General features: G+C 36.3%; 9 protein-coding genes. 1 reads left to right on the forward strand and 8 read right to left on the reverse strand.

Annotated features, from left to right (window positions below; genetic code table 11):
• Positions 1 to 5: 5 nt before the first annotated feature.
• On the reverse strand, positions 6 to 2,918 hold the full coding sequence (locus tag ACFSQ0_RS04035) for an FAD-binding and (Fe-S)-binding domain-containing protein (RefSeq protein ID WP_379044478.1): 2,913 nt from the start codon (positions 2,916 to 2,918) through the stop codon (positions 6 to 8).
• Between the two features lie 46 nt (positions 2,919 to 2,964).
• Here ACFSQ0_RS04035 and ACFSQ0_RS04040 point away from each other — a divergent pair, with 46 nt between their 5' ends.
• Positions 2,965 to 3,477: a hypothetical protein gene (locus tag ACFSQ0_RS04040; protein ID WP_379044481.1), complete on the forward strand. Its 513-nt coding sequence runs from the start codon at positions 2,965 to 2,967 to the stop codon at positions 3,475 to 3,477.
• On the opposite strand, the gene bshA is transcribed toward ACFSQ0_RS04040, so the two are convergent.
• From bshA to ACFSQ0_RS04075, 7 genes are read right to left on the reverse strand one after another with little or no spacing between them, the layout of a single operon-like run.
• Positions 3,474 to 4,604, reverse strand: a complete 1,131-nt coding sequence (gene bshA / locus ACFSQ0_RS04045; RefSeq protein ID WP_379044484.1) for an N-acetyl-alpha-D-glucosaminyl L-malate synthase BshA — start codon at positions 4,602 to 4,604, stop codon at positions 3,474 to 3,476. The genes ACFSQ0_RS04040 and bshA overlap by 4 nt on opposite strands.
• Before the next feature lie 11 nt (positions 4,605 to 4,615).
• Positions 4,616 to 7,534, reverse strand: coding sequence for a glycoside hydrolase family 3 N-terminal domain-containing protein (locus ACFSQ0_RS04050; protein WP_379044487.1), 2,919 nt, complete (start codon positions 7,532 to 7,534; stop codon positions 4,616 to 4,618).
• 21 nt (positions 7,535 to 7,555) lie between these two features.
• Positions 7,556 to 8,038 carry an ABC transporter ATPase gene (locus tag ACFSQ0_RS04055; RefSeq protein ID WP_379044490.1) on the reverse strand — a complete coding sequence of 161 codons (483 nt, stop codon included), beginning with the start codon at positions 8,036 to 8,038 and terminating at the stop codon, positions 7,556 to 7,558.
• Between the two features lie 9 nt (positions 8,039 to 8,047).
• Complete coding sequence (locus ACFSQ0_RS04060) at positions 8,048 to 8,857, reverse strand: (Fe-S)-binding protein (protein WP_379044492.1); 810 nt, start codon at positions 8,855 to 8,857, stop codon at positions 8,048 to 8,050.
• A gap of 14 nt (positions 8,858 to 8,871) precedes the next feature.
• Positions 8,872 to 10,215, reverse strand: coding sequence for a 4Fe-4S dicluster domain-containing protein (locus tag ACFSQ0_RS04065; RefSeq protein ID WP_379044495.1), 1,344 nt, complete (start codon positions 10,213 to 10,215; stop codon positions 8,872 to 8,874).
• Between the two features lie 9 nt (positions 10,216 to 10,224).
• Positions 10,225 to 11,172, reverse strand: coding sequence for an MlaD family protein (locus tag ACFSQ0_RS04070; protein ID WP_379044498.1), 948 nt, complete (start codon positions 11,170 to 11,172; stop codon positions 10,225 to 10,227).
• Positions 11,173 to 11,225: 53 nt separating this feature from the next.
• Positions 11,226 to 12,311: an N-acetylmuramoyl-L-alanine amidase family protein gene (locus ACFSQ0_RS04075; protein WP_379044501.1), complete on the reverse strand. Its 1,086-nt coding sequence runs from the start codon at positions 12,309 to 12,311 to the stop codon at positions 11,226 to 11,228.
• Positions 12,312 to 12,382: the final 71 nt, after the last annotated feature.

Raw genomic sequence — 12,382 nt, forward strand, 5'->3', positions numbered from 1 at the left:
GATTATTATAAAAGAGCATTATAAAGCACCTCTATGGGGTGCTTTGCTTTTATAGGGCTGCAATGTTTAATCTGTTCTCGGCAACTTGTACCATTAGCCACAATTAGGGTTTCTTTATCTAAATTTTTTAATTTTCCCATTAGGTTTTGCTCGGCCATTTTTAAACTTATGGCATAATTTTCTTTTTCATAGCCAAATGAACCCGCCATGCCACAACATCCTGTAGCCATTAACTTTACGGAATAGTTTTTTGGTAAATTTAGTATTTTAAAGGTGTCTTGAGACTGTCCTAAAGCTTTTTGATGGCAATGCGTGTGAATCTTAATCGTCTTTTTTTCTTTAGAAAATGCAGTAGTCTTTATATGTCCTCTATCGATTTCTTTTGCCAGAAATTCCTCTAATAAAAAAGTTTTTAAGGCAAGTTTCTTAGCTTTTTTTTGATTAGGATGCAGTTTAATATACTCATCTCTAAAAGTTAAAATAGCACTTGGTTCTATACCCACTAATACTGCATTGTGAGGCATTATCTCTGTAAAGTGATTTACATTAAAAACGGCCAGTTTTTTGGCTTGCTTAAGAAAGCCCTTAGATAAAAATGCGCGTCCACTAGCTTTATGGGCAGTTACAACCACATCATAGCCTAATCTTTCCAATAATTTCAAAGCTGTAAAACCTATTGTAGGATCAAGCAAATCTGTAAATTCATCAATAAATAAATAAACAGGCGTTGGTTGTTGATTTGAAATTTGTTGCTTATGCCTATTTTTAAGCATTGCCCTTAGCGATTTCTTCGCAGTCAAAGGCAATTCCCGTTCAGGAGCGATTGCTAAACCTTTTTTTAAAAATTTTTGAAACCAACTAACTTGGATAAACCAATTGAACGACTTGGAAGCTTTAAGCAATTTATGCTGATAAGCAAAAACATAATCTGATAAAGGTCTAGCATTGCTATTAAAATAATGAAACAAGGCCTCGCTTTTAAAGGTAGCCAAATCTACATTTGATGGACACTCTTTTTTACAGGCTTTACAACTAACGCATAAACTTAATACTTCTTTTACTGCCTTATTGCTTAGCGGATTTTTTTTGTCTGGATAGGTCAATAACTCACGTAACAAATTGGCCCTTGCCCGGGTGGTATCTCGCTCGTTTTTGGTAGCCCGATAACTCGGGCACATTACTCCACCTGCTCCTATTCCCTTTCGGCAGTCACCACTACCATTACATTGCTCAACCTCTTTCAAAAATTCACGACCAAAATTGAACATTGTATGCAATTGAGCAGGTTTTGCCTGGGCAATATCATACCTTAAATTTTGCGTCATTGCTTTTGGCTGAATGATTTTATGCGGATTAAAGATATAATCTGGATCGAACCATTCTTTAACCTGTTGCAATAAATTCATTACTTGGGGTCCTAAAATTTCGGGTAAAAAAGGAGAACGCACTCTGCCGTCTCCGTGTTCACCACTAAAGGAACCACGGTATCGCTTTACCAATAAGGCTACTTCACGGGTTATTTTTTCAAACAACACAATATCTTCTTTTTGCTTTAGATCTAATATTGGCCTTAAATGTAACTCCCCCGCTCCGGCATGAGCATAATAAACAGCTTGTTGCTGATATTTATTCATAATGGCAGTGAAGTCCTTAATATAGGAAGCTAGATCGGTTAAGCGTACTGCTGTATCTTCAATACAAGCCACTGCCTTCTTATTTGATTTTAGATTAGCCAATAAACCTAAGCCCGCTTTTCGCAATTCAATTGCTTTAAGAATATCTTCGTTATATAAAACAGGCGAGGCATAAGCTCTTGTTTGTTGGTTAAGTTTTTCTTGTAAAACATTCAATTGCTTTTGAAGGCTTTCTGGTGAATCACTTCGCAGCTCACATAGCAATATGGCTCCAGGGTCACCTTGTATAAAAAATCTACTTGCTTGATAAGTTAGATGACCTTTTGTACAATCTAAAATAGTTTTATCCATCAACTCACACATGTACAAATTCGACTGCATGGTCGTTTCTACAGCCTCAAGCGCATCGGTCACATTATAGAAATGTACTGCCAGCAGAGCCTCATTAGCGGGAGGTAAATTATCTAAAGCCAATTCAGCTTCCAAAATAAAAGCTAAAGTACCCTCGCTACCACAAATTAATTTAGCTAAATTAAATGATTCACCCTTTTCATTAAAAGGCTTTTGATTCAATAGGATATCGAGAGCATATCCCGTATTACGCCTGTGAATTTCAGGATGGGGATAAACTTCCCGAATATTTTTTTGGTTATTTGAATTTTGTAATAAACTTAATATTTGTCGATATAAATTACCCTCCCAAGTCTGGTCCTGTTGCAGGTGTTGGAGCTCGGTAACATTTTTTGATGTTAAACGAATCACTTGTCCAGTATGTAAAACTACCTTTAATGCAATCAGTTTATCGCGTGTGGTACCATATTGAATAGAGGTGGTACCACTACTATTATTACCAATCATTCCGGCTATTGTACAGCGGTTGGAGGTACTTGTATTTGGACCAAAAAAAAGTTGATACGGTTTTAAAAGCTGATTCAATTCATCTCGCACTACCCCACCCTGCACCACGGCTTTTTTTTGTTCAGCGTTGATTTTTATGACGCGATTAAGGTATCGGGAACAGTCAATTACTATGCCTTTTCCTGTTGTTTGACCTGCTAAGGATGTACCTGCAGCACGAGGTATTACCGCAATTTTATTTTTTTGCGCAAATTTAATCAGTAAAACTACATCGGCATCGCTTTTAGGAAAAGCCACAGCCAATGGAATTTCTCTATATACAGAGGCATCGGTAGCATATATTTTTTTGTATAAATCACCAGTATAAATTTCACCTTCTAAGGAATCTTGCAAAACTAACAATTGTGATTTTTTTAAACTTTTCATATGTCCCAAGTATTAGCCAAATATATATATTTGAATAAAAAAAAGTATGATACGATTCGTTTTCTCTGGAATTCTTTTAATGATTCTTTCATTTACAGGTCTTAATGCCCAGAATAGCGGTTTAATCGCTGAAAATGCTCTAGGTCTTCGTTTAGGTGGCGGCGACGGGTTTGGTGCTGAAATAAGTTATCAAAGACAAATTGGTTCACCAAATAACAGGCTTGAAGCCGACTTGGGTTGGAGAAATGATAGCTATTTTGATGCTTTTAAACTAACCGGTTTATACCAATGGGTTTGGAATATTGAAGGCGGGTTCAACTGGTATGCTGGTGTAGGTGGTGGCTTAGGCAGCGTAGAAGATAATCGCTATTTCAAAAATGGTTACCGCCCAAACGATGGCATGTTTCTATTTGTAGCTGGTGATATAGGCATTGAATACAACTTTGATATCCCTTTAATGCTTTCGCTAGATTTTAGACCTGAGATAGGTTTTAATGACTACGATGTATTGAACAATTTTATTCCGGATATCGCTTTAGGCGTACGTTACCAATTTTAAGCCTTTTTACGGTTTATTGCCTTGTGATATACACTTTCATATTGAGGGATAATTTTCTCAAGATCAAACGCTAAAGCCTGCTGATAGGCATTATTTTTAAAGGTCAGCAGGTTTTCTTCTTTTAAGATGTGAATTGCTTTTTGTGCCATATCTTCAACATCGCCTACATCACTAAGATAACCTGAGAAACCATTCTTATTCACCTCAGGAATCCCACCTGTATTCGATGAAATTACGGGTACTTTATTTATCATAGCTTCTAATGCCGCCAAACCAAAGCTTTCATTTTTTGAGGGTAGCAAAAATAAATCCGATAGGCATAGAATCTTTTCGACTTCATTACTAGCTCCCATAAATAAAATTTTATCTCTTATACCTAAGGAATAAGCTAATTCTTTAGCGGGTTGCACTTCGGGGCCTTCTCCAACCATAATGAGTTTAGCCTTGATTTCTTTTTGTATGTGGTAAAATATTTTAACCACATCATCTATTCTTTTCACTTTTCTAAAATTACTAACATGAGTAATTATTCGTTCATCATCTTGAGCCATTAAAGAACGTTGACATTCACTAATTGGATTCAGGTACTTTTGTGAATCTATAAAATTAGGGATTACTTGAATAGGACTTGTCACGTCAAATAATCTAAGGGTGTCTAACTTCAAACTTTCAGACACTGTGGTTACATAATCGCTGTTGTTTATGCTGAATGTAACTGCTGGCTTGTAATAAGGGTGATTTCCTACCAAAGTAATATCTGTTCCGTGAAGTGTGGTTACCATTGGTAACTCAATACCTTCTTGTGCTAACATCTGCTTTGCCATATAACCCGCGTAAGCGTGCGGAATAGCATAATGCACATGCAACAAGTCTATTTTATGCAATTTTACCATATCTACCAGCTTGCTCGAAAGTGCTAATTCATAGGGTTGGTAATGAAACAGCGGATACTCGGGCACATTCACCTCGTGAAAATGAATATTACTAGACAATTGTTCAAGCCTAACTGGTTGTTTATAGGTGATAAAATGAACAATATGTCCTTTTTTTGCTAAAGCCATTCCTAACTCGGTTGCAACAACACCACTTCCACCAAAGGTTGGATAACATACTATACCTATATTCACTTGTTCAATTTCTAGTTAATAATTGCTTTATATATAATTGCTTGAATTTTTGTGCGTACATCTTCTGTAATCAACAAACGATTTCCTGCATCAGGAAAAGTTCTATTCGATAAAAATACGTAAACTATTTGTTCTTCTGGGTCTGCCCAAGCATAAGTTCCAGTAAAACCACTATGACCAAAACTGTTCATAGATAAACAGCCGCAGGTTGGACCAATCGTTCCTAACTGAGGTTTATCAAACCCCACTCCTCTACGCACGTCTTCATCGCAATAATAGCAAGTATTAAAACTGCTTATAGTAGATGGTTTGAAAAAACGTTTACCGCCATAGGTACCCCCATTTAAATAAACCTGCATAAGTTTAGCTACATCATTAGCGTTACTAAATAATCCTGCGTGCCCTCCAACGCCACCTTGCATAGCAGCACCTTGATCATGAACATAACCTTGCACCCGCTGTTCTCGCCAATAATTATCATCTTCTGATGGAGTAATTTGTTGCTTTTTAAACCGATTGAGCGGTAAATAACCTGTAAAATTAGCTCCTAAAGGCTCATAAAAATGCTTTTGAGTTAAATCGGCTAAAGACTGTTCATAATATTCTTCGAGATAATGTTTTAGAATATAATAAGGTAAATCACTGTATTTGTAATTTTTCTTAGTCCGTAGCGGACTTTCCTTAATGATATTAAAAAGCGTATCGGCATAATCGGTTCGCATAAACATTTTATCGGCTACTTGAATATTATGTAAAAGATCTCTTTCTTTACGAAAGTATTTTTTTGAAGCTTTATTCGTAAGGCTGTCTAGTGTTCCTATATAGAATGGAATCCAGGCTTTCAATTGGGCATAATGACTCAACATGCTCTTTACGTCTATATTCGCCTTATTAGAATCTTTAAAATCTTCAATAAGCTCTGCCAAGGTGGTATCAAGGTTCAAGATTCCTTTTTCATATTGCTCCATTACCAAAGGTAAGGTGGCCAGAATTTTCGTCAACGATGCCAAATCGTAGATGCTTTGGCTAGTTACAGGCTTTTTTTTTTCGTAAGTATGAAAACCTACATTTTTATCATAAACCACCCTTCCTTTTCGCGCAATGAGTACTTGCGCTCCGGGGGCCATTTTTTTTTTGACCATATCGTTTAGTATGCTATCAATTTCCTTAAAATTGATACTACGCATACCTACACTTTCTGGCATACCATAAGAAAGTCTGTGCACCTTAGATAATATAAAACCTGTACCTTCTGGGAATTCTTTACCTAAACTTACCGGCAATTTTCCTTGAACACTTAGACCGCCAAATATAGCCTGAGCTACTTTTTCTTGTGCCAGTTTACTGTTTTGATATCCTAAAATAATAGCATTTATATTGATGGTGGTTTTCAAGTCGATAATAGAATATGGGCGCGCAAAAGAAGCTAGAATTACTTCATTTTTTCTGGCAATCTCATACAACCAAATCTTCTCGTTCAAAGTGTATTTATATGATTTCCAAGGATTAGCATTATCTGTATGATGTCCAACGATCACCAAGTTATAAGCTTTAAGTTTTTCTAGCAATTCACTAAGGCTATCTGCCTTAACTTCATCTACTTGCGTATATTTATTCAATGTTTTCAAAAATGCTTCTCCAGAATCCTCACCTAATTTTACATAGGCAATTTTCTTTTTTTCTAAATCCTGTACCGGTAAAATAGCTTTATCATTCTTGATTAAAGTGATAGCTTTTTCTATCAATTCTTCATAAATCACATCATTTTCGTGAGCATTCAAATCTTCGTGTAAACCTTCTAATTTGATAGGTTTATATTCATGCAGACCGGCTTTATATTTAGCCATTAAAATCTTTTTTACCGAATGTGCCAAACGCTCTTCAGTAATTTCTTTTTCAACATAAGCTGCTTTTAATCGTTGATGAGCTGCGGGAATATTTTCTGAGATTAATAATATATCATTTCCTGCTTTGAATGCAGCAAGGTCTATTTCTCCCGGTTCATCAAAATCAGCTACTCCGCGCATATTTAAAGCATCTGTAAAAATCAAGCCTTTATATTGGTATCTAGTTTTTAAAAGATCGGTAATAACCGCCTTACTTAAAGAGGTGGGAATATTGTCTTCTTGCAAAGCAGGTACATTTAAATGGCCAACCATTATACTTGAAACACCGTTCTTAATTAATTCCCTAAAGGGGAATAATTCAACACTATCTAATCGCTGTCTAGTAAAATCCAGAAAAGGCAAACTTTTATGAGAATCGGTATGGGTATCGCCGTGTCCGGGAAAATGTTTGGCGCTGCTCAAAACATTTTCACTATGCATCCCTTGCATAAAGGCAATAGCTTGTTGAGTGATTTTTTGCACATTTTCACCAAAAGAACGATTACCAATAATTGGGTTTGCTGGGTTTATGTTTACATCTACTACGGGTGCAAAATTAAAATGTACTCCTAAGCGTTTGTTATGCTTAGCGATTTGCTTACCGGCTTCATAAATTAAATCTGGATCTTGAATAGCGCCAAGGGTCATATTCCACGGAAAAGAATAAGTGGAGTCTAAACGCATAGCCAGTCCCCATTCGGCATCCATACCAATTAACAAAGGTACTTTAGCTTTTTCTTGTAAGCGATTATGCATCTTGGCTTGACGTCCAGGACCTCCTTTAGAAAAGATAATACCGCCAATATGATAATTTTTTATCAAGGCAGCGAGATTGTTTTCGGCTGGTTTTCCTTTACTTGAAAAAACATCGGCCATAAACAATTGTCCAATTTTTTCATCAAGCGTTAAATTTTGATACACAGAATCTACCCAGGCTTTTTGTAAGATTGGATTTTTCGCTTCCAGCGGATTTTTTTGCTGTGCATTTAAGGAAAATTGAGAGCCAACAAAAATTGCCAAAGCAATTAAAAAAAATCTGAGCATAGTAGAAACTTCTTTAAACGGTTATAAAAATCGATTGTGCCAACTTTCTTCTAATGGAATCTCCCAATCTGTCTCTAATTCTTTTTTAGTATTGACTAAGTTGTTAAACACGATAGTTTTACCAGAAACTGACTTGTTTTTCACTAATTTTTTAAAATCAATTAATGGTTTATAAGCCAAATATTCTCCTTGTTTAAAGGTAACATTCATTTTATCGAGTAAATCGACAGCATATTTTTTCTCTAGTTCTTGAATAAATCGAACAGAGGTATCAATGCTGCATCCACTAGCCTGTGCACTAGCGGCATCTACGCCAAGAATGATAAAGCGTTTGTATTTTATCAAAAAACTAGCTTTTAATCCAGTGCCGTGCGCGGCCCAGTTATCTACAAAGTCTTTTAGCGACATTTCTAATTCTTGTAGTTCTACATCCGTAAAAGACCTACTTGCCTGATAAATCCATATTTTTGATTCATCGGCTAACGCGTTAAATTCTACCCACATATTTTTGATTTACAGATCTTGTGCTTGTGCTATCATTTCGGCTACATCAAGCACTTCTACTTCATTTTCTTTATTCTTGTTTTTTACTCCGTCTGTCATCATAGTATTACAAAAAGGACAACCGGCTGCAATAGCTTCTGGTTTAGTTTCTAAGGCCTGTTCTGTTCTTAACACATTTACATCTTTATTCCCTTTTTCGGGTTCCTTAAACATCTGGCCACCTCCAGCACCGCAACAAAGCCCTTGACTCTTGCATTTACGCATTTCAAGCAACTCTACTTCTAGTTTTCTAAGCAAATCACGAGGCGCTTCATATTCATCATTGGCACGACCTAAATAACAAGGGTCGTGAAAAGTTATTCGTTTTCCTTTAAATTTACCGCCTTCTACGCGTAGGCGCCCCTCTTCCATCAAGCTTTTTAAGAATTGAGTATGATGAACAACTTCGTAGTTTCCACCTAATTCTGGGTATTCATTTTTGATGGTGTTAAAACAATGCGGACACGCGGTGACAATTTTTTTAACCTCATAACCATTTAGCACTTCTATATTCATGGCCGCCTGCATTTGAAATAAGAACTCATTTCCCGATCGTTTAGCCGGATCTCCTGTACAACTTTCTTCGGTTCCTAGAACAGCGTAGTCTACTTTTGCCTTGGTTAAAAGTTTCACAAAAGCTTTGGTTATTTTTTTTGCACGATCATCAAAACTACCCGCACAACCTACCCAAAAAAGAACTTCTGGTTTTTTTCCTTGCGCCATATACTCGGCCATTGTAGGTACCTTAATTTTCTCTGTATTAGTATTATCTGTATTCATCGCAATATTCTATTTTAATTTTCGTCTGCCCAGTTTAATCTATCCATTTGATTATAAGGCCAAGGTGCGCCATTATTTTCTATATTACCCATGGCAACGTTTAACTCATTAGGCGCCGCACTTTGTTCCATAACTAAATACCTACGCATATCTAAAATAATAGATAATGGGTCTATGCCAATAGGACAAGCTTGAACACAAGCGTTGCAAGTGGTACAAGCCCATAGCTCTTCTCGGGTTATATAATCGTCTAATAATTGTTTACCATCTTCTTTAGGGTCTTTTTTAGCATCAATCTGTTTACTCACTTCCTGCAAACGATCACGAGTATCCATCATAATTTTACGCGGAGATAGTTTCTTACCCGTTTGGTTGGCCGGACATTCTGATGTACACCTACCGCATTCTGTACAAGTGTAGGCATTAAGCAATTGCACCTGATTCAAATCAAACACGTCACTTGCTCCAAATTTTTCTGGCTCTGCTGCTTCCTCGTCGCCACTAGGGGCAGCAAACGGATCAGCGTTAGGGTCCATCATCAAGGCTACCTCTTGTTTAACCGATTCTAGGTTATCCATCTCCCCTTTAGGCTGTAATTTAGCCAGATAGGTGTTAGGAAAAGCAAGCAAAATATGTAAATGCTTGGAGTAGTATAAATAATTAAGAAAAAACAAAATACCTAATATATGTAACCACCAAGCCGAACGCTCAACTAAAATTAAGCTTGATTCTGATAATCCCGCTAGAAGCGGACTTATATATTGACTCACAGGAAAAGCGCCTACTATAGATCCGTCTTGTTGCGCATAATGCGAAGCACCAGAAAGTTGCAATTGATAATCGGCGGCATTCATTAATAAAAACAAGCCCATAAGTACCATCTCAAAATATAGAATATAATTAGCGTCATCTTTAGGCCAACCTTTCATCTCGTTTGCCCAAAAACGTTTTATTTTCAATGCATTTCTTCTTAGCCAAAATACCACTACTCCAACAAAAACCAATAAGGCTAATATCTCAAAAGTACCGATTAAGAAATTATAGAAGCCACCCATAAAAGATAAAACCCGGTGAGTGCCAAAAAGCCCGTCGATAATAATCTCTATAACTTCAATATTTATAATAATAAAGCCAACGTATACTATTATATGTAAGACACCGGCAATTGGCCGCACCACCATTTTAGATTGCCCTAAAGCGACTTTAGCCATTTGCTTAAAACGCTCGCCTTTTCGGTCGTTACAGTCAACTGCTTTACCTAGTTTAATATTGCGAATTAATTTCTTGATATTTAGGGTAAAAAAGCCAACGCCCAATACAAGGGCGATGAAAAATAGTATTTGTCCTAAAATTGCCATATTTCAAATTTATTTAAGAGAGTCTTTTGGTTTTTCGTAAGCTTTATTTTTTTTGCCAAACAGAGAAAAATGGACGTAACGCTTGGGGTTTAATTTTAAATCTTGCAGTAATTGCTCTAACTGTCGGGTTGCACGATCCATATTATCATAAACAGTAGGGTCTTTCAATAGTTTACCTGCTGTGCCCTTCCCTTGATTCAATTCACTAGCAATACTTTTAAAATCGTGAATTGCGGTTTCTAAATCACGTGTAATTTGTGCAATATCAACTTGCGAAAGGCTATCGCTTAGCTTGCTTAAATTAGCCGTGGTTTTATCTATATTACTAAGAGTTCTACTCAGCTTATCTTCATTGTTCTTAAGCATATTATCTGTTCTCCCTGTAATATTTTTGAAATGTTCTGATATAGAATTAAAGTTTGCAAGACTTTGCTTAAGGTTCTGTCGTGATTCTGGGTTTAAAATATCGTTAAAGGCAAAGAGAACCGAATCAGTACTACTAATGGCTTTTTCCACTTTGTTTTGTAGTGGCGTAAGTCTATCGTTTACTAGCTCTAACAAACCTTCATCTATTTCGCCGGGTAAAGTGTCTCCAGATTTAGCCATAGGTCCATCGTAATCAGGAATAATTGCCAAACTTTTTCCACCTATAATACCGCCACCATATATTTGGGCTTTACTTGTTTTTGAAAATTGAAACTCATTTTGAACATTCATACTCACCAAAATGGCTCCTGTTTTATTTAAGAAACGAATACCCGAAACCGTACCTACTTGTAAACCATTAATGGTAACTGGCGATGAAGGTGCGAGACCTTCTACATCATCATATACCGCATAAAAGGTTCTGTTATTAGCTAATAAATTATTTCCTTTCAAAAAATTATAACCAAATATCAGTAGGGCTATAGCCAATAAGGCGAGTAATGCAGTTTTAACTTCTTTCGATATTTTCAATTGTAGCGGTTTTAAGAATTAGCAAATTTAGGGATTAAAAATAGAAAATGCTTTTATTTCCGCTTAGTTTTTAACGCGTCGTTAACGCTTATTTTATCTCCCTCTTTAAAAGCAACAAGAAAGCTTTTTGAAAATCCAGCGCTTTTGGCTTGTTGTAGTAATCGTTGAATCTCGTTATAATTACTCGTGCTTCCATAATAATACTTATAAAGTTTGCCTTCGAGCTTACGCGAAACATCTTTCAAACCTTTAAAGTTATATGGGGCTAATTCAAGCGGCTTGCTACCCGCTGCAATTTGTACCATAAAGGTTACAGAAGGGTATTCTTCTTTATTTTCTAGGTCTTCTTTTTTATACTTTACTTCTGTAGCGCTAAGGTTTATACTGTTTTTATAATCTACTATTCCTTCGGCTATAGAAGTTGCCATTTTAGCCTGCCCAGCAGGTGAGTTTAAATAACGGCCTTCTTGTTTATTGGTTAAAAATCCGGTTTCAACTAAAACACTAGGCATAAACGTCTTGCGAAGAACTAAAAAACCAGCTTGTTTCACCCCTCGATTTACCCGTTTAAGGGTGTTAGTGAATTGCTTTTGCACATAGTCAGCTAATAAAATACTTTGATCTAAATATTCTTCTTGCATTAAAGTCATTCCAATATAAGAGGCAGGAGAACTCGGATCGAAACCGTCATAAACCACTTCATAATCATCTTCTAAATAAATCACAGAGTTTTCTTTCATCGCAATCTTTAGGTTGTCTTCATTACGGTGTAAACCTAAAACAAATGTTTCTGTACCTTGTGCGTTACTACTATGAGCATTGCAATGAACAGAAACAAATAAATCAGCATCAGCGTCATTGGCAATCTTCGCTCTATCGTCTAAGGTTACAAATTTATCTGTCGTTCTGGTGTAAAGTACTTTTATGTCTTTATCTTTTTTTAAGATCTTGCCTACTTCAAGAACCACCTTTAGGGCAATATCTTTTTCCTTATAACCGTTTCCTCGATTTCCTGGATCTTTACCTCCGTGACCCGCATCTAAAACCACTACAAAGGTTTTGTTTTGCGACCAAGCTAGTTCTTGGGTTAGCAATAAAATTCCGCAAAGGAGAAAGAAATAAAGTGAAAACTTTTTCATATTGAATAGCTTAAGCTAATTTTTATTTGCCGATTTGTTTATTTTTAAAAATTCTGAACAACCCTTAAAAA

The sequence above is a fragment of the Mesonia sediminis genome, from assembly GCF_042684705.1.
In the GTDB taxonomy this organism is placed as follows: Bacteria; Bacteroidota; Bacteroidia; order Flavobacteriales; family Flavobacteriaceae; genus Mesonia; species Mesonia sediminis.

What these genes read in the sequence shown, in the direction of transcription:
- ACFSQ0_RS04075 (WP_379044501.1), bottom strand. Translation starts at nt 12,311, where the DNA reads ATGAAAAAGTTTTCACTTTATTTCTTTCTCCTTTGCGGAATTTTATTG.
- ACFSQ0_RS04060 (WP_379044492.1), bottom strand. Translation starts at nt 8,857, where the DNA reads ATGAATACAGATAATACTAATACAGAGAAAATTAAGGTACCTACAATG.
- ACFSQ0_RS04065 (WP_379044495.1), bottom strand. Translation starts at nt 10,215, where the DNA reads ATGGCAATTTTAGGACAAATACTATTTTTCATCGCCCTTGTATTGGGC.
- ACFSQ0_RS04035 (WP_379044478.1), bottom strand. Translation starts at nt 2,918, where the DNA reads ATGAAAAGTTTAAAAAAATCACAATTGTTAGTTTTGCAAGATTCCTTA.
- ACFSQ0_RS04055 (WP_379044490.1), bottom strand. Translation starts at nt 8,038, where the DNA reads ATGTGGGTAGAATTTAACGCGTTAGCCGATGAATCAAAAATATGGATT.
- ACFSQ0_RS04050 (WP_379044487.1), bottom strand. Translation starts at nt 7,534, where the DNA reads ATGCTCAGATTTTTTTTAATTGCTTTGGCAATTTTTGTTGGCTCTCAA.
- ACFSQ0_RS04040 (WP_379044481.1), top strand. Translation starts at nt 2,965, where the DNA reads ATGATACGATTCGTTTTCTCTGGAATTCTTTTAATGATTCTTTCATTT.